The organism is Acinetobacter seifertii, from assembly GCF_000368065.1.
GTDB classification, from domain to species: domain Bacteria; phylum Pseudomonadota; class Gammaproteobacteria; order Pseudomonadales; family Moraxellaceae; genus Acinetobacter; species Acinetobacter seifertii.
Genome location: NZ_KB851200.1, coordinates 1,939,279 through 1,961,702, shown reverse-complemented (window position 1 = coordinate 1,961,702; position 22,424 = coordinate 1,939,279). Strand labels below are relative to the sequence as shown.

Annotated in this window: 23 protein-coding genes and 3 pseudogenes; 14 read left to right on the top strand and 12 right to left on the bottom strand. The window is 35.4% G+C overall.

What is annotated here, in order from left to right; genetic code table 11:
• Nucleotides 1-6: 6 nt before the first annotated feature.
• From F985_RS16735 to F985_RS16705, 7 genes are all read left to right on the top strand, one after another.
• Nucleotides 7-540: an NAD(P)H-dependent oxidoreductase gene (locus tag F985_RS16735; protein ID WP_004702927.1), complete on the top strand. Its 534-nt coding sequence runs from the start codon at nt 7-9 to the stop codon at nt 538-540.
• A 238-nt stretch (nt 541-778) separates the two neighbouring features.
• Complete coding sequence (locus F985_RS16730) at nt 779-1,225, top strand: DUF6334 family protein (protein ID WP_004702925.1); 447 nt, start codon at nt 779-781, stop codon at nt 1,223-1,225.
• 42 nt (nt 1,226-1,267) lie between these two features.
• On the top strand, nt 1,268-2,083 hold the full coding sequence (locus F985_RS16725; RefSeq protein WP_004702923.1) for a barstar family protein: 816 nt from the start codon (nt 1,268-1,270) through the stop codon (nt 2,081-2,083).
• Between the two features lie 48 nt (nt 2,084-2,131).
• Entirely contained in the window at nt 2,132-2,878 is a 747-nt protein-coding gene (locus F985_RS16720) for a barstar family protein (protein WP_004702921.1), read from the top strand.
• Nucleotides 2,879-3,147: 269 nt separating this feature from the next.
• A complete protein-coding gene (locus F985_RS16715; protein ID WP_228128573.1) occupies nt 3,148-3,417 on the top strand; it encodes a hypothetical protein in 270 nt (89 codons plus the stop codon).
• Between the two features lie 39 nt (nt 3,418-3,456).
• Nucleotides 3,457-3,732, top strand: a complete 276-nt coding sequence (locus F985_RS16710) for a hypothetical protein (RefSeq protein WP_004702915.1) — start codon at nt 3,457-3,459, stop codon at nt 3,730-3,732.
• A 95-nt stretch (nt 3,733-3,827) separates the two neighbouring features.
• The gene (locus F985_RS16705; RefSeq protein ID WP_004702914.1) at nt 3,828-5,087 is read left to right on the top strand and encodes a ParB/Srx family N-terminal domain-containing protein; all 1,260 of its coding nucleotides are present in this window, start codon (nt 3,828-3,830) and stop codon (nt 5,085-5,087) included.
• 238 nt (nt 5,088-5,325) lie between these two features.
• On the opposite strand, the gene F985_RS16700 is transcribed toward F985_RS16705, so the two are convergent.
• A protein-coding gene (locus F985_RS16700; RefSeq protein ID WP_085945698.1) for an IS3 family transposase occupies nt 5,326-6,485 on the bottom strand; the annotation gives its coding sequence in 2 pieces (ribosomal slippage) (nt 5,326-6,251 and nt 6,251-6,485; 1,161 coding nt in all).
• Nucleotides 6,486-7,089: 604 nt separating this feature from the next.
• Between F985_RS16700 and F985_RS16690 the strand changes: the two genes are divergently transcribed.
• Nucleotides 7,090-7,644 carry a TetR/AcrR family transcriptional regulator gene (locus tag F985_RS16690; protein ID WP_004702911.1) on the top strand — a complete coding sequence of 185 codons (555 nt, stop codon included), beginning with the start codon at nt 7,090-7,092 and terminating at the stop codon, nt 7,642-7,644.
• Between the two features lie 185 nt (nt 7,645-7,829).
• Here the strand turns inward: F985_RS16690 and F985_RS16685 are convergent, their stop codons facing one another.
• Nucleotides 7,830-8,252, bottom strand: coding sequence for a MarR family winged helix-turn-helix transcriptional regulator (locus tag F985_RS16685; protein ID WP_004702909.1), 423 nt, complete (start codon nt 8,250-8,252; stop codon nt 7,830-7,832).
• Between the two features lie 413 nt (nt 8,253-8,665).
• Between F985_RS16685 and F985_RS16680 the strand changes: the two genes are divergently transcribed.
• On the top strand, nt 8,666-9,496 hold the full coding sequence (locus F985_RS16680; protein ID WP_004702907.1) for an alpha/beta fold hydrolase: 831 nt from the start codon (nt 8,666-8,668) through the stop codon (nt 9,494-9,496).
• 88 nt (nt 9,497-9,584) lie between these two features.
• Here F985_RS16680 and F985_RS16675 read toward each other — a convergent pair whose 3' ends face one another.
• Nucleotides 9,585-10,055: a hypothetical protein gene (locus tag F985_RS16675; protein WP_004702905.1), complete on the bottom strand. Its 471-nt coding sequence runs from the start codon at nt 10,053-10,055 to the stop codon at nt 9,585-9,587.
• A 311-nt stretch (nt 10,056-10,366) separates the two neighbouring features.
• On the opposite strand from F985_RS16675, the gene F985_RS16670 reads away from it, so the two are divergent.
• The 3 genes from F985_RS16670 to F985_RS16660 are packed head-to-tail and all read left to right on the top strand — an operon-like array spanning nt 10,367 to nt 12,098.
• Entirely contained in the window at nt 10,367-11,038 is a 672-nt protein-coding gene (locus F985_RS16670; RefSeq protein WP_004702903.1) for a CsgG/HfaB family protein, read from the top strand.
• Nucleotides 11,039-11,055: 17 nt separating this feature from the next.
• Nucleotides 11,056-11,424 carry a DUF4810 domain-containing protein gene (locus F985_RS16665; protein WP_004702901.1) on the top strand — a complete coding sequence of 123 codons (369 nt, stop codon included), beginning with the start codon at nt 11,056-11,058 and terminating at the stop codon, nt 11,422-11,424.
• On the top strand, nt 11,421-12,098 hold the full coding sequence (locus F985_RS16660) for a DUF799 domain-containing protein (protein WP_004702899.1): 678 nt from the start codon (nt 11,421-11,423) through the stop codon (nt 12,096-12,098). The genes F985_RS16665 and F985_RS16660 overlap by 4 nt, the downstream gene beginning before the upstream one ends.
• Before the next feature lie 141 nt (nt 12,099-12,239).
• Here F985_RS16660 and F985_RS16655 read toward each other — a convergent pair whose 3' ends face one another.
• Nucleotides 12,240-12,599 (bottom strand): hypothetical protein, encoded by a 360-nt coding sequence (locus F985_RS16655; protein WP_000416091.1) that lies wholly within the window; start codon nt 12,597-12,599, stop codon nt 12,240-12,242.
• Nucleotides 12,600-12,985: 386 nt separating this feature from the next.
• Entirely contained in the window at nt 12,986-14,344 is a 1,359-nt protein-coding gene (locus F985_RS16650; RefSeq protein WP_081401311.1) for an amino acid permease, read from the bottom strand.
• Between the two features lie 340 nt (nt 14,345-14,684).
• On the opposite strand from F985_RS16650, the gene F985_RS16645 reads away from it, so the two are divergent.
• Nucleotides 14,685-15,134 carry a hypothetical protein gene (locus F985_RS16645; RefSeq protein ID WP_004702893.1) on the top strand — a complete coding sequence of 150 codons (450 nt, stop codon included), beginning with the start codon at nt 14,685-14,687 and terminating at the stop codon, nt 15,132-15,134.
• A gap of 161 nt (nt 15,135-15,295) precedes the next feature.
• Here the strand turns inward: F985_RS16645 and F985_RS16640 are convergent.
• Both F985_RS16640 and F985_RS0104540 read right to left on the bottom strand, forming a co-directional pair.
• Nucleotides 15,296-16,303: pseudogene (locus F985_RS16640) on the bottom strand (NAD(P)/FAD-dependent oxidoreductase); the annotation flags it as partial.
• Between the two features lie 236 nt (nt 16,304-16,539).
• Nucleotides 16,540-16,938: pseudogene (locus F985_RS0104540) on the bottom strand (cache domain-containing protein); the annotation flags it as partial.
• Nucleotides 16,939-17,003: 65 nt separating this feature from the next.
• On the opposite strand from F985_RS0104540, the gene F985_RS16635 reads away from it, so the two are divergent.
• Complete coding sequence (locus F985_RS16635) at nt 17,004-18,212, top strand: IS256-like element ISAba26 family transposase (RefSeq protein ID WP_000343018.1); 1,209 nt, start codon at nt 17,004-17,006, stop codon at nt 18,210-18,212.
• 34 nt (nt 18,213-18,246) lie between these two features.
• On the opposite strand, the pseudogene F985_RS16630 reads toward F985_RS16635, so the two are convergent.
• The 5 genes and pseudogenes from F985_RS16630 to F985_RS16610 form a co-directional block, all read right to left on the bottom strand.
• Nucleotides 18,247-18,573, bottom strand: a pseudogene (locus F985_RS16630) (histidine kinase); the annotation flags it as partial.
• 65 nt (nt 18,574-18,638) lie between these two features.
• The gene (locus F985_RS16625; RefSeq protein WP_004702882.1) at nt 18,639-19,358 is read right to left on the bottom strand and encodes a FadR/GntR family transcriptional regulator; all 720 of its coding nucleotides are present in this window, start codon (nt 19,356-19,358) and stop codon (nt 18,639-18,641) included.
• 59 nt (nt 19,359-19,417) lie between these two features.
• Complete coding sequence (locus tag F985_RS16620) at nt 19,418-20,188, bottom strand: nuclear transport factor 2 family protein (protein ID WP_004702881.1); 771 nt, start codon at nt 20,186-20,188, stop codon at nt 19,418-19,420.
• Nucleotides 20,189-20,216: 28 nt separating this feature from the next.
• Complete coding sequence (locus F985_RS16615; protein ID WP_004702878.1) at nt 20,217-21,647, bottom strand: gamma-aminobutyraldehyde dehydrogenase; 1,431 nt, start codon at nt 21,645-21,647, stop codon at nt 20,217-20,219.
• A 320-nt stretch (nt 21,648-21,967) separates the two neighbouring features.
• Entirely contained in the window at nt 21,968-22,390 is a 423-nt protein-coding gene (locus F985_RS16610) for an Lrp/AsnC family transcriptional regulator (RefSeq protein WP_002001056.1), read from the bottom strand.
• Nucleotides 22,391-22,424: the final 34 nt, after the last annotated feature.

The following is a 22,424-nucleotide window of genomic DNA, read 5'->3' as shown; positions in this document are numbered from 1 at the left end:
ATATTCATGCAAAATAAAAAACTCGTTATTGTAGCTCATTCTAACATTAAAAATTCAAAAGTTAATAAGAGGTGGATTGAAGAATTAAATAAGTATCCAGATGAAATAGTTGTGTATGAACTTTATAGTAGATATCCAAATGGAGAGTTTGATGTAAAATATGAACAAACTATGCTGGAAAAATACGACACTATAATTTTTCAATTTCCAATTTATTGGTTTAACTGTCCACCATTACTGAAGAAATGGTATGATGATGTTTTTACTTATGGGTGGGCATATGGGGCATCAGGGAATATGCTTGCTAATAAAAAAATTGGTTTTGCTGTATCGGCAGGAAGTAAAGAAGTAGACTTCTCAGAGAAAGGTAAGTACTCAGCTACTTTAGAAAATGTTCTTTTACCTTTTAAATTAACTACATTATATGTTAAAGCTTTATATTGTTCTTATTTTTCATTTTATGGTGCTGAGAATGAAATTAATTTTACTCAGTTAGAAAGTAGTGCTGTTGAATATATAAAATTTATTAGAAAAATATAATTTCACACCTGAAAGGATTTTATATTTAAAATTAAAGCTATTTTAGATGTATTTGTCCTTTCTTTTGTCTATTTTTCTAATTATATACTATTGATTTTAAATAAAAATATTTTTATTTTTCTAGATTTAAAAAATACTATGTTTTATGAGTTGTGATAGAATTAAAAATTAAATTACTCATACAGTGATTTTTAAAATATGTATTTGGGGTGTTGGAAACTGATAATAAGGTAAGAATATGGTGCAGAGTGATATTTTTGATGCAATTAAAAATATTGATGAAGTTCGGAAAATAGATGATCTTTATTTAGTTGTAGATGAAAATTCTAATTCTGAAGATCCAGCCGAAAGTATAATATTTGAAATTAATAAAAAGTTTTGGGCTATTACAGTTAATCATAATTTTGATGAAATTGAATTAAAGGTCTACTCTTGCTTACCAGACAAGACGATTCAACAGAGATGTTCGAATAATTTATCAAGTCTAAAAGGATTAGAAATTGGAACAATGTTCGCTATAGTCAATGAAAGAGGATATACAGATGGCATTAAGCTTATGCTTTACGATCATTCATTGAAAAAATCTAAGACGAATCCATTTTTTGCTGTCTTAACGATTGTTGCTTTGGCTTCTGGGTTGCAATATGAATTAAGAAAAACAGGAGTTGATACCTATCTGATTTAGTTCATAGATGTATCTATAAAAATTATTCAATATTAGGTATATATGATAAGATATTTAACAAATATATCTGAGAATTGGAATAGTCGAAAATTGTTTGAACTAAACTTATGTAAGTACATTTATGAAGAAGAAAAAGATGAATTTATTGATGGAATTTATTTTGAAAAAATATGGGTTGATAATAATAAAGTTTTAGTAAGTAATTTTAATGATCTACAAAAACTGGAAAATTCTTTGGAGATTTTTAGTAGTTATCTTGGAAAAAATAATTATTGCTACTGTTATATAACGATTGAAACTCAGCATAAGCTCACTACAGAATTAAAAGAAAATAATATAGTAAACCGCTTATTTCTTTCTGAAAATTTTACTTTTAATGGTGAAGAGCTCTCTATTGAGTTTTGTATGGGACTACAAGGTATAGAAGGAGAATTAGAGGGATTTGAAAAATTTAGAAAAAAAGAAGAGCTATTGGTTCATCTTTCAAATGAAAATATAGGTAAAAAGAGATGGTTAAATTTTACAAAGCTAGAAAAAAAATGCTGGTTAGATTTTGCTTATTTTAGAATGAACGAAAGAGGGGAACCTTTATCATTAAATATAACTGTTGATGGTAAATACCTACTGTGTGAAGAAGATGTGTATTGCTATTTTGGAGAGGAGGTTTATGGAGTATTAGGATACTTAGGTTATAACTTTAATGCATTTGCTGATGTACTGTGGGATTTTCCTTTAAAAGTTAAATGGATAAATTTTCAGTACTCTAAAGATAATTTTGAGTCGAAAGAAGATTATCATCATTTAGATGATTTTATTGAAGTTTTAAAAAAATACTCGTCATTAGAAATTTCATATTAGTAAGCCGTCAAAATTTAAAAATAAAGCAGAGATAGAGGAAAATATTATATGAGTTCTGAACTTACAGAAGAGTATGTTTTTTATATTGAAATAAGTGAATTTAGTGAGTTTGATGATGATGTAACTATTTGGAGCGGATGTCTTTCAGAAAATTGTGTAATCACTGATACTCAAGTTGTTTTTCATGGTTTTTTTGGTGAGGGTGAAATAAATAAAAAAAGTAAAAAGTATAAGTATGATATCTATGGCATTAATTTATTCTTCTTAAAAGAAAATAACGAATATTTCGGGGTTTTAAGTTCTAGTATTGAATCTTTTGAAGTGAAAGATAATAAATTGATATTAAATTTATGCGAAGAGGAGACTTATTTTGATGAGTTTAAATTTGATTTAATTAAGAAATATCGAAAAAATCAGCTTAAATTACAAGATTGGTGCAATTTAAACGAAGAACAGAAAAAGAAGTGGATAAGAGTTTCGTATTGGATTCAACAGTACAAGCCTACAAACTTAGTAAGTTCAATAGTTATAGATGGTAGAAATATTAAGTCCTTTAATGATTTCTTATGCTGTATAGGTGAGGAAGTGAATGGATTGATGGGCTACTTTGGTTCTAGTTTTGGTGGTTTGTCGGATAGTCTCACTGGTGGCATTGGTTGTATAACTGTACCTTTGAACATTACTTGGAAGTATTTTGAAGAAACAAAGTATTCTTTTAATAACTATGATAACCCAGATAATTTTGAATACTTAATTGAGCTTTTAAACGAAAAATCTACTTTAAATCTTATGTAATGTTAAATAGAAGGTATTGGATATAATATGGATGCTAAAGCATTAGTTAATAGTTATTTAAATTCAGAAGTTACTATATTAAGTGAGTGTGATATAATATTCAAGGATTTAACTTTGAATATGGCAAAGTAAATATAATTTATTTTATTTATGCTTAAAAACTGATCTTTATTGTTATTTTAATAATACAACCTTAGGTTTATAAAATGCTTACTTATGAGTGTTCCGAATTTAAACTATTGGTTATGCATGAATTGGATAATTTTAATGTGGCTGAGCAAAATATAGACTTTAATATTATAGTAGATAATATTAAATATGCTGGAACAGCAGTAACGCTTAAAAATATTGAATATTTAATGGAAAAATTTAGAGCAAGTGGTGATTGTCAATTTGGTCGTTATTTTTGGCAATCTAACATGCTAATTTTAGAGGAAATGACGATTGATTGTTTGCGTGCTGCATTATTAGATATTGTTAAAAATAAGACACTAGATACACTTGATGATATGTTTTATAAAATCAATTGTGATAGTTAAAGTTAGAGTAAATAAATTGCTAATATAAGAAAATATGAAATGAATAATATTTTAATTGAAAGTATTTCAATAGAAAACTTAAGGAAGCTTCTTAATGAAAATAAGCCTCATGATTTAGATATATTTGAAGATGTTAATTCTCTAGTTTTTAAATTAGATAGTATTAGTCTAGAAACTGATCTATATGAAGTATCGGTCTATGTTTGTAAGATAGATATTTTATCAATGCATAATTTGAAAATAGCATATTACAAAACCATTTTCGATATGGACTATAATATTATTGACGATTTTTTCGTTACTCTAATGGATTGATCTATAACTATATTCATTAAAATGACATCGATTGGTCATATAAATGAAATCCTGCTGTATAAAAATAATGCAATTTATTGGGGTGAATTCCAGCCATGCAGAAAAAATCTTATAAGGTTCTAAGTTTGGTATTTCTTGTTGCGAGCATGATGGCTCTAACTGCTTGCAATGATAGTAATGATCAGCAATCTACGGCAGTTTCTCCAACACCTACAGATACCCGTGACCAGCGTTTTCTTGCAGTCAAAACCAATGATGTAATTCAAGTTACGATTGCTGATTTGATCCCAACGCAGGGTGCAATTGGTTATGATCAAATTTATTATAAATTAGGGCGTTGGCAAGGTGATTTGCAGCGCCCAACTTGGCAAGCAGATCCAGTCAATCAATTAGTTTATTTAAATAAAACTATTGGTAAGAAGTTTAGTGATTATTGTGAAGCGATTGGTGCAAAAGGTCGTGATGATTTTACAAGTCTGCAAGACCTACAAAAGGCCAATTTAAAACAATTGGAGACATTTAACTGTCAAGAACAACCGGGCACTGAAACGGCTGATTTGAAAACAGTTGTTGTGGGTTATGATGGGCGTCTTTATCTGACCGATGGTCATCATACAATGACCGAATTCCGTGAGCTGCCTGATGGCGGTGGTCAACTTAAAGTATGGGTAAAAGTTGTTGGAAATTATAGCGATAGTAAAACTGCGGATGAGTTTTGGGCGAAAATGCTTGCCAATGGCCAAGCTTGGTTAAGAGATGGGAAAAACCAACCGATTTCATATCAACAATTACCTAAAAACTTAGGCCTAAAATCGGCAAGTAACCCTGATGGTATGCAAAATAATCCATATCGTTCACTAGTCTATTTCACACGTGATATTGGTTATAGCAAAGTTGCCAATGCAACGGACTATACTGAGTTTTTATGGGAAGATTGGTTTAATAAACAAATCGCTAATAATCTGGTACATCCTTTAAGTTTCTATCATACCGATGCGAGTGTGTACGGTGCTGCAGATGTATTGGCAACTACTGAAATAAAAAGTGACTTAACTGTATCGGGTAGTGCAACAGGCTATCAGGCAGCGGTTGCTGATTATTCATTATTGATGGGAAGTACCAAACCGACTGATATTATTTATGGTACTTCAACTGCCGCAGATTTGGGGGCATTACAGCTTGTGAAAAATGCTGCTAAAGGTTCTGTTACTGCGACTTCAATTTCTAATCTTGCAGATTTGACCCGTGACGAAATCAAGAAAGATAAAACACCGCGTACAGGTGGAAGTATTTGGTATGCGGTAAATTACAAGTTATGTGGAAAACCTGCTACAGGAACGTGCTGGGGTTGGTAATTCACGAATATTTAATAAGAAAGGGGTGAGTAGAGTCACTCCTTTTTTAATATAAATAAATCATTAATGTTTGATCAGAATAGAATTGATTATTTAAAAATTAAAAAACATAATTTGCTCTCACTTAAGTCCTAAACATCTCACCTTGCACACGTTATTAAGATTTTTACTATTTTTATAAACCTCAAATTAACAATAACTTGTCAATTATTTATCCTTACTTTTTAATGATCTGATCCTAGACAGTATCGTGGACAACAAATCCCTCTAAATTCTTAAAATATTTCTTCTCAAAGGCTTCAGGGCTTAACCAGCCATTTGCAGAATGTCTTCTGACCCGATTGTAATAAATCTCAATATAGTCAAACAAGACAGCATTCGCTTCTTTTCGAGTGGCAAACACACTGCCATGGACCACATGACCTTTCAATGTATGAAAGAAGCTTTCAGTCACTGCATTATCCCAACAGTTTCCACGTCTAGACATACTCTGAGTACAATCATTTGTCAGTAACAGCGCTCTAAAATCACGACTACAGTACTGTGAACCTTGGTCCGAATGAACCATAACACCAGTTGGATAACCCTGACGAGCCATTGCATAGTTAAACGTATCACACACCAACTGGCGGTCTATTCGATGGCTGGTTTGCCACCCCACGATACGACGACTAAATAGATCCAGCATCACACATAAATACAGCCAACCTTGCTTGGTACGGATATAGGTAATATCCGTTGTCCAAACCTTGTTAGGCTGAATGACTGTAAATTGACGCTCTAACAGATTGGGTGCTGTAGGCAAACGATGGTTTGAATCAGTCGTATGCTTGTATTTACGCGCAATCCTGCTGCGTAAACCCAGATTTTTCAGCATTCTTCCAACAGTGCGTTCACTCATGCTGTAACCTAAATCATGCATGTCATGTACCAATGAAGGTGCACCCAATCGTGCATGATGCTGCCAATATACGGCTTTTAAATCATTATATTTCTCTACCGTATTGGCCTGACGTTTTCGCCAGGCATAATAGCCTGAAGTGCTGACACCTAGGTATTTACAGGCAGAAGATACCGTGACTTCATTCATATCTAGATCTTGAATTACCGTGTACTTTTCTTGGCATGATCTGTTAGAAAGTACACATGCGCTTTTTTTAAGATGTCATTGGCTTCCTTGAGCTGTTTGACTTCTTTCTCTAATTCCAAGATCCGCTGTTGTTCTGGTGAAAGTTGACGTTTGCTTGAACCCACTGGATTGGTTTCACGAATCCATTTGTCTAAAGTTGAATAACCCACACCTAATTTCTGGGCGATTGCAGCTATAGGCTCGTGTGAGTTTGAAAGTGCATAATCAATTGCTTGCTGTTTAAATTCAGCACTAAAACGTTTGGCCATTTCTTGGATCTCCAAAGTTAACGTTACGTTATCTTTAGAGGGAAGTACTGTCCATTATTTTGGCTAGGATCAATCTAATTTAAAACAAATGTCATTTTGTGTGCTTGACTGTAAGAGGGTTGGGAACTATTCTTTGCCTGCTGGCCACATTGCCAGCCGGCTTTGACAGGCTGATTCAAACGAGCACTAAAGGTTTTATACTTTTAGTGTGTGCACCCTCGTGCCCCCTCTGCGGTGGAACGGGAGGGGGACACCTTTGGGTGTGCTGGCCTCGTTTGACCAGTCTGTCAACCTTCTTCCGTTCTGCCACCATAATTTTAATGTTTTGGCAGAACTCCCAATAAAAAGGAGTTGGCTTTGCACATCCATTATTTCTTGGCAGCCTTTGCCAAAAGCTATAACGACACCACTTAAAAATTTAAAGCAGCTTGATGGCCTTTAGGGTTTTCAGGCTTTAAGTCATTACGGCTCAAAAACTTAGCAACAATAAAACTTGAGATGTGCCAAGCACAGTCTTTATGGCTTTGCTGTGCCTTTTTTCTGCCAGAAAGGGCACAGGCTTTTTCTCTTTTAGAAACAACAAGAATTTTATAACGGTAAAACTATGCGAAATTTAGAAACATCTTCCAAAAAATTACAGGTTATTCAAACTTCCATTCGCCTCTTTACAACCTATGGTTTTCACACAGCAGGTGTAGACCTGATTGCTAAAGAGTCGGAAGTTCAAAAAGCCACGCTTTATAACTACTTTCACTCAAAAGAGGGTCTGATTGAAATGTGTATCGGCTTTCAAAAAAGTCTCCTTAAAGAAGAAGTACTCGCTATTATTTATTCAAGCTATTACCGCACACCAACCGATAAGCTGAAAGAAATTATAGTTTTACATGCTAACTCTAACAGCCTATACCACTTATTACTTAAAGCCTTTTTTGAAATTAAGGTGACTTATCCTCAGGCTTACCGTATGGCGATTGAGTATAGAAAATGGCTGCATCATGAAATTTTTGACTTAATTTTTAGTATTGAAACCCGTGACTTAAGGCCAAGTGCTGACATGGTTTTAAATCTAATCGATGGCTTAATGTTTAAATTTTTAAGTACAGATTGTTTAGATGAAAGAGATGCGGTGGTGGAGCGGTTTTTTAATACTTTGCGTTAAATTACATCTAAGTTCTATGCGTGGATGTGACAAACAACAGGATTTATCATTTTATAAATTTCAGCATAAATATTGGATAATGATTTAATTAATTTCTTTGTTAATGTTATGCAAGTAAATGCGATAAATATAGATCATTAAAGGCGTTACATCTTTAATGATCATTTTATAAATGAAGGCTCAATTTATAAGTCAACCAGTAATTTCTTTGATAAGTGAATGATTAGATCTAATTCTTCGTCATTCATGCTCATTGAGCATCGAATTTTATCTGGAATATCAATAATCTGTTCTTTTAAATCAGCTGCCTTTTGTGTAAGGACAACTTTTTTCATCCTTTCATCTTCAGGTACGGGTATTCTCTTTAAAAAGTCGTTTGCTTCTAATTTTTGGACTAAAGGTGTGAGCGTACCTGCATCTATTAAAGTATTCTCACTTAACTCTTTAAGTGAAATATTATCCTTATCGTATAAGCTCAATAAAACAATAAATTGAGGGTAAGTTAAATCGAACTCTTTAAGATAAGGGCGGTATTTACGAGTCAATGCATTCGCAACTGTGTATAGCGAAAAACAAAGCTGACTATCTAAAGTACGGTTTTTATTCATATTGTGAAAAATGATTTCAGGTTTTAAGTAGTTAGTATAAAAAATATTTGACTTAATTAATAATGTGTGCAAATAATAATTATACAAATAGTTTGATATCAAACTATTTGTTCTAAAAACAAATTTATCTATATTTAAAAATAGGTTTGATATGAGAAAACTATCTCTTTCAATAACTAAATGTTGCTTGCGGTAGTTGTATCAACTCAGGCAATTAGTACTTCTAGTTGACGGTAGCGATAAATAAGTTTTTGAAAACTCTAACGAGTTGAGGGTAAATTTGTTACGCCTTCTTAAAAAAACATCAACATGAAATTTAGTGTTGATATTCCTAGGTTGTAGGTTAGCAATTTGCAGCTTATAGCTTTCAATTGAATGAATTAAAAGTGATAACTTCTATTTAGGAGCATAAAATGGGCTATGTAACTACAAAAGATAATGTAGAAATTTTTTATAAAGATTGGGGGCCGAAAGATGCTCCTGTTATTTTCTTCCATCATGGCTGGCCACTAAGCTCAGATGATTGGGATGCACAATTACTTTTCTTTCTTAAAGAAGGTTTCCGCGTCGTTGCTCATGATCGACGTGGTCACGGTCGATCATCTCAAGTTTGGGATGGTCATGATATGGATCATTATGCTTCTGATGTTGCCGCAGTAGTTGATCATCTCGGTGTTCATGGAGCAGTGCACGTTGGCCATTCTACAGGAGGGGGAGAAGTAGCACATTATGTTGCTAATTATCAAAATGATCCAGTTGCTAAAGCTGTGCTTATTAGTGCAGTTCCTCCGCTAATGGTTAAAACTGAGAATAATCCAAATGGTTTACCAAAAGAGGTTTTTGACGATCTTCAAAATCAACTTTTTAAAAATCGTTCTCAGTTTTATTACGATGTGCCAGCAGGTCCTTTCTATGGGTACAACCGTCCAGGTGCAAAAGTATCAGAGCCAGTTATCTTAAATTGGTGGCGTCAAGGAATGATGGGTGGAGCTAAAGCTCATTATGATGGAATTGTTGCGTTTTCTCAGACTGATTTCACCGAAGATTTAAAGAAAATTAAGATTCCTGTTCTTGTTATGCATGGTGAAGATGATCAAATTGTTCCTATTGAAATTTCGGGTAAATTATCTGCAGAGCTTGTTCAAAATGGTAAGTTAATTACTTATCCAGGATTCCCTCATGGAATGCCGACTACCGAAGCAGAAACAATTAATAAAGATCTGTTGGAATTTATTAGATCTTAATTTTAATAAGAAAGACAGACAAAGATATTTGTCTGTCTTTATCAGAGATTTTAAAAACTATTATTTATTTTCAGATTTTAATTTTAACTCATTCAGACTGAGCTAAGTCACGTTCACGGCATGATAATTCATAATAATTACCTTTTGGCAGAGAACGAATTTTAAAGCCATAGTAATCACTGGTTGACTCTATAGGTCCGACACTACATTGATTTGTTTTCGCAAATTTTTCAATCAATTTCAAATTAGAAGTTTGCTTAAATACGGCTCCCCAACCTTCACTTACACAACAGCCCACATATTCAGACATATATTCATCCGAAATGAGTACAACGTTTTGTCCCATAAACTCATAAGGCCTTTTGAGTTTGTATATATCGTTATAGTCTGCTCGCGAAATATTAGGTTTCTTGGCTAAAAAGCCTTTTTGTTTGAGTATTTGAAACTTTAAAAAATCCTGAGGCCCAGTACCCATTCCTCTATAAACCGAATTATTATCTTCTGCAAAGCTATATGAGCTAAGCAGACTGACTAAACTTAAAAATAATATTTTTCTCATTTTAAATTTCAAAAGTTATATGAGGTCGCAATTCTTTCATATCTTATAAGTAGCGTAAAGTAAGTAGCTGATTTTGATTGGACAGATAGAATTTTTCTAAGTGACTTCGTAAGCATATACAGCTCATTGGAGTGACTATTTATTTATATGCTTCTTATGATTAAATATTCAGAAAATAATAAGTGGATTACTTAAAAGTTTTAATTTAATTGATCAGATTTTTGCTCACGGATTAATTTAGAAGCTCATTTGATAGTCTTTTTGTATATAATATGTATTCTTTGTATTTTAGTTATCTTTATAGAGTAAACATGAAAAAAATATTAATCATTACTATGGCGAGTTCTTTTAGTTTAATCGCATGTTCAACCACTGAAACATCAAGAACGATACAAAGTTCTCAAGTCACCGCAGCAACTTCTGCAATTAAATATAATGGAGTAAAAGCTCCTGTTTCTATTGGTAAGTTTGATAACCGCTCTAGTTATATGAGAGGAGTTTTCTCAGATAATGTAGACCGTTTAGGTGGCCAAGCGAAAACAATTCTTGAGACACATTTGCAGCAAACTGGTTATTTCTCAGTTTTAAATCGCGACAATTTATCTGAAATAAAACAAGAAGTAGGTTATAGCAATACTGCTCAATCTATTAAAGGTGCTCGTTATGTGATTACTGGTGATGTATCTGAGTTTGGCCGTAAAGAAGTTGGTGATCAGCAACTATTTGGTATTTTAGGCCGCGGTAAACAGCAAGTTGCTTATGCAAAAGTTAATTTAAATATTATTGATGTAAAAACTTCAGAAGTTGTGCACTCAGTACAAGGTGCTGGTGAATATGCATTAGGTGCACGTGAAGTCTTAGGCTTTGGTTCTACTGCCTCTTACGATTCTACTTTAAATGGTAAAGTGCTCGATTTAGCTGTTCGTGAAGCAGTAAATAATCTTGTAACAGATATTCAAAATAACCGTTGGTCAATTCAATAATTTTGGATATGTGTTAGATGAAAAAAATTGTTTTAAGTAGTGTTTTTGCTTTGGGATTGGTGGGCTGTGCCACTGGTCCTCAATCTTTATATAATTGGGGAAGTTATCCGCATCAAACTTATTTGATGTATACCGCACCTGAAAAAGCGACACCAAGTGCACAAATCACGACATTAGAAGCTGAGATTCAAAAAACTAAAGGTAAGGGCCTAGCTGTTCCGCCGGGGTTATATGCGCATTTAGGGTTATTGTATTTACAAGAAAATAATTCTCAAAAAGCAATCGAGTATTTCCAGCTTGAACGTCAAGTCTATCCAGAGTCTACGGTTTTAATGGATCGCTTATTGCAAAAAATGAATGCGAATGGTGGGAATACAAAATCATGATTAAGAAGTTGCTAATTGCTGGTTTGGTTATTTCTAGCATTACATTTACTGGATGTGCAGTCACTCCAGCACCGAATAAAGACATAACCGCTTATAAAGCTCATATGCCAAAGTCAATTTTGGTATTGCCACCAGTCAATGATTCACCAGATGTAAAAGCGACTTACAGTTATTGGCCAACCGTAATAGCGCCTGTAGCAGAAGCTGGCTATTATGTTTTTCCCATCTCTGTTGTAGACAACATGTTTAAAGAGAATGGTGTCACCAATGGCAGTGATGCGCAGTCTATTGCTCCTCAAAAATTACAAGAGATTTTTGGTGCAGATGCTGCTTTATACATTCGAATTAAAGAATATGGCTCTAAATACCAAGTGATTCAAAGTGTTGCCACAGTAAGTGCAGATGCAAAACTTGTTGATTTAAAAACAGGTGATGTGATTTGGACAGGTGAGAAAAAGTTATCCCAATCAAGTAGTGATGGTAACTCTGGTTTACTTGGTGCTGTAGTCGGTGCTTTGGTTGAACAGATTTCTAGCAACTTTAATGATCGTGCTTATCCAATAGCAAGTATGGTAAATGCTCAACTGTTTACTCCGACTCCTTATAGTCCGGGTACAGGTTTGTTATATGGCCCACGCTCACCTCAGTACCAACAAGATGGAATTGCGAAGTAAATTAAAATCTGAATTTGGGTTTTAATTTATTAGATAAGTTGCTTCATATCTTTATGATTTGAGGAACTTTATAAAAGTTGAGTTTAAGCAGGAGAGTCAGTTGAAAATTGATTTTACCTGCTTAATTCAATTGAAATTAGATTATTTCTTTACTTTAAAACGGTATTTACATTTTAGGCAGCGGTAATCCTGAAATATATTTTTGTCGATCATTACACCTGCTTTTTTACCAAAAATATTGCCAACTACACCACCAGTAATACCTGCACTGATTGCACCGACAAAAGTTCCTACAGTACCGCCAACAATTACACCTAATGGTCCAGCAACTGTACCAATCGCTGCTCCTATAGAAGCACCTGTTGCAGCACCGCCTACGGTACCCGCTGTTGTTCCCGCAGCTGTTAGTAAAACACCGCCAGTGGTTTTAAGTAGTTTGTCATGATCACGTGTTTCAATTTCTGTAGAACCACACTTTGGGCATTGCAGCGTTTTTTCCATAAAATTTTTCCTGTCTTTCATCATTAAGCGACGCAGTGAATGGAGCAAAATCAGTAAAGTGGGTAAAGAACACGACTTATGGCGAAGCGTCTTTTTCCTGATTGGTGATCGCAACGATATACCTGGTCAGCCACGATTTTAGCTGAACATTGGCACAAATATTTATAGATCATGTAAACACTTATACTTTAATAATCATCTCTTAAAAATATCTTAAGCACCATTTTTAAATGGATAGCATATATTTAAAAACTACTAAGTGATGGGTGATTGATCAGAAACAAGATAAATATTTGGCTTGATTAGATTTACACTAAGAGCAAGCATGTTTATACATTCCTAAAACAAGAAAGGCTTATTCTATTTGAATAAGCCTTTTAGGATGTTCAAAGTGATTTATCTAACCTTAAAACTTTATATAAACCAAGCATTAAAGTAATCCAGATTGGAATCAAAATTACCGATTCTTTAAAGCCTTGAGTCCACATAATGTATAAAATCATGCCGATAAAAACGAGCACGACATAGTTACTTAAAGGTGAAAATAGAGCAGGGAATTTGGCAACTTGTCCTTCAAGTTTCATGGCCTTTTTAAACTTTAAGTGGGTAAAGCTAATAATCGCCCAGTTTAAAACTAAAGCTGCAACAGCCATGTACATAAGATGGCTTAAAGCTTCTTCTGGTACAAAATAATTAAGTAAAACACACCCAAAAATCAGTATAGAAGAGAAGATAACAGCGGCTGTTGGTACGCCTTGTTTGCTTACTTGTCCAAAGACTTTAGGGGCATTGCCTTGTACTGCTAGTCCGTACAACATACGGCTGTTGGCATACATGCCGCTGTTATAAACTGACAGTGCAGCAGTCAAAATAATAAAGTTCAGTAAATGTGCCGCCCATCCAATGCCAAGCTGACTAAGAATCATGACAAATGGGCTTTTATCTAAACCACCCAGGTCCAGTTGGTTCCAAGGAATAAGCGACATAATAATTGCGAGTGAAGCCACGTAAAAAATCAAGATTCGAAAAATAACTTGTTTAATGGCTTGTGGAATACTTTTTTCCGGATTCTCAGCTTCAGCAGCAGTCATTCCAATCAGTTCAATACCGCCAAATGCAAACATTAAAAAGGCGAGCATATAGAACAAACCCGAAAAACCATGCGGGAAAAAGCCGCCATGCTGCCATAGGTTTGAAAAGCTCGCTATAGAGTCATTGCCTGCTGTAAGCAATAAATATAAGCCAAACACAATCATTGAAATGACCGCGGTAACTTTAATAATGGCTAACCAAAATTCAGATTCGCCATAAAATTTAACGTTGCCTAGGTTTAAGCAAGTGACCAGTACAAAGAAAAATAAAACCGAAACCCACGCAGGTATATGAGGCCACCAATAATGTACATATTTCGCTACGGCGGTAAGCTCAGTCATAGCCACTAAAATGTAGACTACCCAATAGTTCCAGCCCGATAAAAAACCGGGAAATCTTCCCCAATACTTTTGTGCAAAGTAGCTAAAAGAGCCAACCACAGGTTCTTCTACAATCATTTCACCCATTTGTCGCATAATTAAAAATGCAACTAAACCGACAATGGCATAACCTAAAATGATTGAAGGACCAGCAGACTGAATGACTTGTGCAGAGCCTAAAAACAGTCCTGTGCCCACAGCACCACCCATAGCGATTAACTGGATGTGACGATTTTTAAGTCCACGTTTTAATTGGGAAGTTGAGTTACTCAAAATACTATGCGCTGTCTAAAAAAGCCGACGCTATTGTAATGGATTGTGCATCATTAGCCTAATCAGAAAATAGTGATGAATTGCAAGTATAGAAAACTACAAATATTTGAAATGATTGAAGACATTTATTTGATATACAAATAAAATAGAAGTTGATGAGTGAAATGACAAAGTTCTAGGTAAGTCTTTTAAGAGTGTAATGATGTAAAGATGAATGTTAAAACTGGACATACTTTTATCTATGAAGTTTGCTGGGATACTGTATTTCTGACAGTGTTAACAAGAGGAATTTATATTCGTAAAAGAATAAAGTTGAATAAGAAAATAAAGGTTTTAGAAAATGCATTATAAAGAACTATATAAATATGAACACCTTATAAATTCTGCTTGTACCAAACTTATAGTTGGTGAAATTTTTGGTATTATATTCCTCATATTTTGTATGTTTATATTAGCGCCTGCTCCTTTTGAATCTGATAAATGGGCAATAGATTTATTTGGTATTAATATATCATTGTATTATTTATATCCTATTATTAGTAGTATATGTGGATTAGTTTATTTATTTAGAAATTTTTTTAAGTATTATCGTTATACTATTTTTAGATTTTATTTTAAAAAAGATTTTTTGATATTGAAAATTTGTGGAATAAAAACTGTTAAATTTAATAATTTTAATATTATTACTGATCAATATCGTATTGGACATTGGAACGGTTTTAAAAAGGAATACTTTAATTGTATAGGTATTGCTAATGATAAAAAAAGTATACTTAATTCCAGTAGCTGACGGTAAGCAAGATGAGCTTATAGAAGTCTTAATGAATCAAGTTGATAAACAAGTTAAAGCCTAAATAGACCTATTCCTATTTAACTAATTCTAATTAATATCTAAAAAAGGATTCACACAACTGTACGAATCCTTTTTTAGAAAAATGACGCTTTTATAAATTAGAAAGATACCATTTTGCCTGGGTTAATCATTGCACCGATGCCATACATACTTTTTGCGAGTGGAATAACGACAGGGGCAAGGGTACGACCAAAAATAATATTTTGATGGTCAATTTTAGATAACATTTCAAAGTCATTCGATTGCCCAACAAAGTCATTCGCAATCGCCTTACCAATGCGTACCGTTTGTGCTACGCCATGACCGCTCCAGCCGTGAACAGCATAAATCGGGAACTTATTGCCGAACTTACGACTGTCGACTGCACCATTTACAGTTAAATCGGTAGTGCCACTCCAGACAAAATCCATCTCTAGATTTTTAATTTGCGGGAACACGGTATGAATTCGATGCTCTAAATAATTTAAAGTTTTCTCTGGTCCCCAACATGTTCCTGTACCTTGGCCACCAAACAATAAACGGTTGTTAAACACAGGGCGGTAGTAATCAATCTGGAACTGAGTGTCATAAACAGGATGTCCAAATGGCAGAAGCTCTTTGGTATCCAGTTCTAATGGAGCAGTGGTCGCTACATAGGTATAAAACGGAATAGTCGTATTGCTTTGTTCTGATAAAAGTTTAAACGAGGCATGGTGTACTGCTAACACCACAGACTTTTTAGCTTTGACTACAGCATTTGTTGTGTGAACATAAATACCATCTTCTTTTTCTACTATTGAAATGACTTCGGTTTGTTCATAAACAGTACCGCCATTTTGGCAAAAGCCATAAATTAAGCCACGGTTTAAAGCTAAAGGATGGATTTGTCCGCCTAACTCATCAATTAAACCACCTGTATAGTAGTCCGACTTAATATAGTCCATCAGTTCATGCTTACCCACAATACGGGTATGGTCTTCGCCTAAATATTTTCGTGCATCAGCGCCTTGGGTTAAGCCAACCAAATGTCCTTCATGAACGGCGGCAGTAATATGGCCATATTTACGGTCAAAGTTGAGTTGGTATTTTTCCGAGATGTTATCAATGAGCTGCATGGCTTGACTTGCCATAGAGATAGTTTTTTTAAGGAAGACGCTTTATTTTCCATGTCTTTTCAACCTCAAATTTCGTTGTTTTTGCTTTTCATCCAGAAAGGCGATGCTATTTTTAGGCCAAAACTTCCCCTAGACCTGAATAAACAAGTCTGATTGAAGAAAGTTTGAACAGTAGCTAGAGGCTTAAAGTGCTATTTCACCTTGGTGGCACACTAAAGTTAGAATAAAGAACCATTATTCTTTGCTTTTTAAATCACGACCAATTGGAAAGACTGACACGGTCGTGAGAAAAACTGTTGAGCAGTCTTTTCTTTAAATAATGTTCCGGTTCTGATGCTAATGTCATTTGAAGTAATGACCCGAGATGAATCATTCATAATGACTGCTTTTTGCTTGATATTTTTGAGTTTTGGCATAAGTAGCTTTTCGAGAGCCGAAACTAAAATATCGGTAGCAATGACACCAATAAACTGATCATGAATCATGACAGGGTGAGCAATGGTGATGGTGTAGGCGCCGTTACAAATATAATCAACGTAAGGGCCATGTATGCAAGGGCTTTTATCTTGGGCAGGTTTATGGAACCATTCAAATGAGCGAAAATCTAAAAAGCGCTGCGCATTTTGGTAGTTTTCAAGGGACTGTTCTAAATTTTGTGTAAGTACTTAATTTTCATTTATCCTTCAGAGGATAATTACAAAAGGTACTTCACATGGATGAAGCAACAATCAAAAGTATGGCTGCCGAATTGGCTAAAGGTCTAAAAACACCAGAAGACTTAAACCAAATGACAGCAGTCTTTAAAAAATTCATGATTGAAACTGCACTCAATACTGAACTTTCAGACCATCTCGGTTATGAAAAGCATCAGCCCAAGAAAGGCTCAAATAGCCGTAATGGGTTTAGTTCTAAAACCATTACAACTCAAGATGGACAACTGGCTTTAGATATTCCCCGTGATCGAGAAGGTTCATTTGAGCCACAAATTATCAAAAAGCACCAAACACGCATCACCAGTATGGATGACCAAATCCTCTCACTGTATGCAAAAGGAATGACTAATAGGGAAATTGTAGCCTTCTTCAAAGAAATGTACGATGCCGATGTGTCAGCATCTCTCATCAGCAAAGTTACCGATGCTGTGATTGAGCAAGTGACTGAGTGGCAAAATAGAGCCTTAGATAGCCTTTATCCTGTTGTCTATCTTGACTGTATTGTTGTCAAAGTCCGTCAGCACTCCAATGTGATTAACAAGTCCGTATACCTTGCTTTAGGCATCAATATGGATGGGCAAAAAGAATTACTGGGTATGTGGATTGCTCAGACAGAAGGTGCCAAATTCTGGCTGTCAGTCATGACAGAGCTAAAAAATCGAGGAGTACAGGACATTCTTGTTGCCTGTGTAGATGGATTAAAAGGCTTCCCTGACGCGATAGCCTCTGTTTACCCTCATACTGATATTCAACTGTGTATCGTGCATGTTGTACGCAATAGCCTGAGATTTGTAAGCTGGAAAGACTACAAAGCTGTTACGTCGGGTCTGAAAGCGATTTATCAGGCAAGTACAGAGGAAAATGCTTTAAAATCCCTAGACATCTTCTGTGATCAATGGAATCACCAGTATCCCAAAATTGGAGAATCCTGGCGGGCCAATTGGGAAAATATCCGAACGATCTTTAGCTATCCAGCCGAAATACGTCATGCAATTTATACAACAAATGCGATTGAGTCGTTGAATAGCGTAATACGCCATTCAACGAAGAAAAGGAAAATCTTTTCATCTGATGACTCAGTAAAGAAGGTCATTTACTTAGCAACATCAAATGCTGCGAAGAAATGGACGATGCCAATTCAAAATTGGCGTTTAGCAATGAATTGGTTTACGATTCAGTTCGATGATCGATTAAAAGATCATTTATAAAAAATGGAACTTACACAAAATAATTTACAGGCTCGTTTTCAAGTTTCGCTTGGTGTAATTGATCTTCTTTTTTATACCACCATTCGAGTGTCCAATAGTCTTGCTCATCTTGTGTTGCTGGACTATAACTCGCAAAACCAGTTCCTTGACTATAATGGCTCTGATTTAGCGCATTTTTAATTTCCTTCTGTAAAGCGGAGCGTTCTGAAGTTGAAAGCTTGATATCTGCATTTTTTTCAGATGCATGCTTTGACAGAATTTTGCTGGCTTTATTTGCAAGTGTTTCGGTAATCGTTGTTGTTTCCTCAACAACACTTTTTAATAAATTTTGAAGCTCTTCTATATCTAAGTGTTGGGTCATTCCTATAACTCCTAAAATTCCATATTTCTAACTTGATTATTGATAAGCCATCTCATTTATTATTTTTATTCACTTGATAACTTATACCGAAGCATTTGGTCAGTGAGCATTGAAACTATTTTTCTTGCTTGAATCACAGCTTCATTTTCATTGTTTTCAATAAAAGATGACAAGAGGTGGTGATATTGCTTTACAACTTCACGGTGAAAATCATCATCTCGATAAAGTACTGCTATCAGTGGAGCCCATTCAGCCTGAATGGTCAGTTCCTGATTTGCGAGTCTTGCAGATTGAGCAAATGAGGTGAGTGTAAGCAAGCAACGTAAATCAAGTTGTGCACGTGTATCTGCTTCAACTGCTTGTTCAAATTGCTCAATGAGTTCTTTGATTTTGCCTAGTTCATATTCAGTGGTTCTTTGAGCAGCCAAATATGCACTATGCGTTAAAATTGCACTATGAAACTCGCCTAAATCGGCAAGATACTCATTTGAAGCTTGACGCAAAGGATGCTGGTTTAAAAGTAAGTCTGAAGGTAGTTCACAAACAAAACTTCCGCCATTTCTACCGCGACGTGTATCAATTAAACCTTTTACACGCAAAGTATTGAGAGCTTCGCGAACAGTAATTGGCGAAACTCCCATTAAGCGTGCTAAATCTGCCTCATTAGGAAGTTGTTCATTGCTTTTGAGCAAACCAGAGATAATTGCATTTTCCAAGCGTTCTACAACTTGTTCCGAACGAGTTGCTTGAGCAATAGGTGCAAAAATTATCGTATATGCTGACATGGCGAATTCTCTAAAAGCTAAGCCAAAAAACTTAGCTTAATGAAGCGGATAAATAATTATTAAAACACGCCATAACCATGGACAGCCTGTTCATCTTCAGGAACAGCTGGTATTGCATCCCAAAGTTCAGCAATTTTGCCATTTTCAACTCGCCATAACTCAAAATAGGCATGTCGATTTCCAGCTATACTGCCTTCGGAATGTGTCAATACAAATTGACCATCAGCAATGGAGCGATGCGTTTTGGAGTATACCAAACCTTGTCCTTCATTACGGATATTGTTCAAAAAATCAATGACTGCTTTAACGCCATCTCCGATATCAGGACTATGCTGAATGAACTGGTCGCCATGAGTGTATTCTTTGAAAGCGTCGTAATTCCCATCAATTAATGACTTCTTAAAGAAAGACGTCACGATCTCACGGTTTTTCTCTGGGTCATGGTGAGTTACGATTTCGGTTGGGCCGTCTAATTGGGTTCTACCACTTACATTTGGCTCTGCTTCTGCTACAAGCCCATCCCAATGTTCCACAATTTTGCCGTCTTTTACTCGGTAAATATCAAAGCCAACCAAAGGGTTTTCATCTAATCCCTGAAAGCGGCCATGTATCGCAACCAAGTCACCATCTGCCAGTACCCGTACAGCTTCGTGTTGCATGTCTGGGCAGTCTTCTACCAATTGACGCAGACCCGAAATACCATTGGCAACCAGTGGTGAGTGTTCTATAAAGTCTTCAGAAAAATAACGATCAAGAGCAGTGGTGTCGTGCAAATTAAATAGCTCGTGATGGGCTTTAGTCACCAAGTCTTTCATTTCTTGCTTATTCATTTTGATCTCCTTTCAAAGCTCATTGCTATTATTCGTTTGAACTCATCACATGTTTAACGCGGGTATATTCTTCAAAACCGTAGCCAGATAAATCTTTACCATAACCTGACTTTTTGAAGCCGCCGTGTGGCATTTCTGCGGTTAAAGGAATATGGGTATTAATCCAAACTGTACCGAAATCGAGTTCACGTGACAGACGAGTGGCACGGGCATGGTCTTTGGTCCACACACTTGAAGCTAAGCCATATTCAACATCGTTGGCTTTTTCAATCGCATCATCTTCATCTGTAAATTTTTGAACGGTAATGACTGGTCCAAAAATTTCTTTTTGAATGGCTTCGTCGTGTTGTTTTAAACCACTAATAACAGTTGGTTCAAAATAGAAGCCTGGACGGTCTGCTTGTTTTCCACCTGTTTCAACTTTGGCGTGAGCAGGTAAGTTGTCAATAAAGGCTTTAACATTTTTCAATTGGTTGGCATTGTTAAGTGGACCATAAAGAGCGTCTTGATCATCTGGATCACCAAAACGAGTATTTTTGGCAGCTTCAACAAGTTTAGCTAAAAATTCATCATGAACAGCTTCAGCTACAATCACACGCGTTGCAGCAGTACAGTCTTGGCCTGCGTTGAAATAGCCTGTTAAAGCAATCATTTCAACTGCTTTATCAAGATCCGCATCTTCAAAAACCAGTACAGGCGCTTTACCGCCAAGTTCAAGATGAGCTTTTGCTAAATTTGCTGCGGCAGAAGCTGCAACTTGTAAACCTGCACGAACCGAACCTGTAATCGAAACGAGTGCAGGGGTTTTATGTGATACCACTTTTGAACCGACTTGCGCTTGGCCTAACACGACGTTAAATGCACCTTTAGGGAAAAATGGTGCAGCAATTTCTGCCAGTAAAAGGGTACTTTCAGGTGTAGTATCACTTGGTTTGAGTACCACTGTGTTACCCGCTGCCAACGCTGGAGCAATTTTCCAAATTGCCATCATAAGTGGATAGTTCCAAGGCGTAACTTGACCAACTACACCGATGGGTTCACGGCGAATAGAAGACGTTAAACCTTCTAAATATTCACCAGTTGCTGAGCCATCGAGTAAGCGGGCAGCACCTGCAAAGAAACGAACTTGATCTGCCGATACACCGACTTCTTCAGATGCAATTAAGTGTTTTAACTGACCTGTATTGCGGCTTTGAGCTTCAATCAAACGGTCAGCATTTGCTTCGATAGCATCTGCTAGCTTAAGTAATGCTTTTTGACGAGTCGAAGGTGTACTGCGTCCCCAAATTTTAAATGCTTCTTTTGCAGCGGCATACGCTGCGTCAACTTCTGCATCGGTTGCATTGGGTGACTGTGCATAAACTTCACCAGTCACTGGGCTCACCAAGTCGAAATAATCATTTGCTTTGCTAGCAACATATTCGCCGTTAATAAAGTGTTGTAGTTGAGTTTTAGCCATTTTCTTATACCTTGTCCTTAGGTTTTAACATATAACATATAATACTATATGTATTATGTTTTAATTTTTCTGTCAAATGCCTTGATGAGGGGAATGAGTGAAAAAAGTGAGAATTCAAATCAAATTGAATTTTAAGTTTTTGATTTGATTATTTAAAAAAAATTAAAAATTTATTGAGACTTTTTAGAATGGACTATGGTTGTAATGATTTTTAATTTTAATAGTGGGTGTTCAAGGAAATTTCTTTGTAGGAATGGGGGGATGAGCCAAACTTTATGCTTAGCTCATCAATTCTTATTCTTCGAAATTAAAGTGAATGATCAAGTCTTATGACTAGCAAGCAGAATGCTGGTTTCACTGTTGTAAATACCTGAAATATTCCTGATTCGTTCTAAAACTTTGTCAAAGTTTTCTAAGGTGTCAGAGCGTAGCTCGACTAAAATGTCCCATTTCCCATTAGTTTTATGCAGACATTCCACCGCACTTTCTAGGCGTAGTTCTTTAATCACAGACTGTGCTTTGGTGCCTTCGACCATAATGCTCATCCATGCACGGATAACGTTGCGTTCTGCATTGGGTTTAAAACGAACTGTATAGCCAGTAATGATGCCTGAAGACTCAAGATACTCCATTCTCTTTTTAATGGTTGCTCTTGAAACATGAACTTTTTCGGCTAACTCGGTTACAGACATCCGTGCATTGTCTTTAAGTAAACCTAAAATAATTTGATCAATATTGTCCATAATGTCATTGTCAATTATCAAATTGGTAAAAAAT

Excerpts from the sequence above, each read along its gene's own strand:
- F985_RS16670 (WP_004702903.1), top strand. The coding sequence starts at position 10,367 with ATGAAAAAAATATTAATCATTACTATGGCGAGTTCTTTTAGTTTAATC.
- F985_RS16685 (WP_004702909.1), bottom strand. The coding sequence starts at position 8,252 with ATGAATAAAAACCGTACTTTAGATAGTCAGCTTTGTTTTTCGCTATAC.
- F985_RS16680 (WP_004702907.1), top strand. The coding sequence starts at position 8,666 with ATGGGCTATGTAACTACAAAAGATAATGTAGAAATTTTTTATAAAGAT.
- F985_RS16710 (WP_004702915.1), top strand. The coding sequence starts at position 3,457 with ATGAATAATATTTTAATTGAAAGTATTTCAATAGAAAACTTAAGGAAG.
- F985_RS16690 (WP_004702911.1), top strand. The coding sequence starts at position 7,090 with ATGCGAAATTTAGAAACATCTTCCAAAAAATTACAGGTTATTCAAACT.
- F985_RS16665 (WP_004702901.1), top strand. The coding sequence starts at position 11,056 with ATGAAAAAAATTGTTTTAAGTAGTGTTTTTGCTTTGGGATTGGTGGGC.
- F985_RS16620 (WP_004702881.1), bottom strand. The coding sequence starts at position 20,188 with ATGAATAAGCAAGAAATGAAAGACTTGGTGACTAAAGCCCATCACGAG.
- F985_RS16645 (WP_004702893.1), top strand. The coding sequence starts at position 14,685 with ATGCATTATAAAGAACTATATAAATATGAACACCTTATAAATTCTGCT.
- F985_RS16635 (WP_000343018.1), top strand. The coding sequence starts at position 17,004 with ATGGATGAAGCAACAATCAAAAGTATGGCTGCCGAATTGGCTAAAGGT.
- F985_RS16625 (WP_004702882.1), bottom strand. The coding sequence starts at position 19,358 with ATGTCAGCATATACGATAATTTTTGCACCTATTGCTCAAGCAACTCGT.
- F985_RS16730 (WP_004702925.1), top strand. The coding sequence starts at position 779 with ATGGTGCAGAGTGATATTTTTGATGCAATTAAAAATATTGATGAAGTT.
- F985_RS16735 (WP_004702927.1), top strand. The coding sequence starts at position 7 with ATGCAAAATAAAAAACTCGTTATTGTAGCTCATTCTAACATTAAAAAT.
- F985_RS16610 (WP_002001056.1), bottom strand. The coding sequence starts at position 22,390 with ATGGACAATATTGATCAAATTATTTTAGGTTTACTTAAAGACAATGCA.
- F985_RS16660 (WP_004702899.1), top strand. The coding sequence starts at position 11,421 with ATGATTAAGAAGTTGCTAATTGCTGGTTTGGTTATTTCTAGCATTACA.
- F985_RS16675 (WP_004702905.1), bottom strand. The coding sequence starts at position 10,055 with ATGAGAAAAATATTATTTTTAAGTTTAGTCAGTCTGCTTAGCTCATAT.
- F985_RS16615 (WP_004702878.1), bottom strand. The coding sequence starts at position 21,647 with ATGGCTAAAACTCAACTACAACACTTTATTAACGGCGAATATGTTGCT.
- F985_RS16705 (WP_004702914.1), top strand. The coding sequence starts at position 3,828 with ATGCAGAAAAAATCTTATAAGGTTCTAAGTTTGGTATTTCTTGTTGCG.
- F985_RS16655 (WP_000416091.1), bottom strand. The coding sequence starts at position 12,599 with ATGGAAAAAACGCTGCAATGCCCAAAGTGTGGTTCTACAGAAATTGAA.
- F985_RS16725 (WP_004702923.1), top strand. The coding sequence starts at position 1,268 with ATGATAAGATATTTAACAAATATATCTGAGAATTGGAATAGTCGAAAA.
- F985_RS16720 (WP_004702921.1), top strand. The coding sequence starts at position 2,132 with ATGAGTTCTGAACTTACAGAAGAGTATGTTTTTTATATTGAAATAAGT.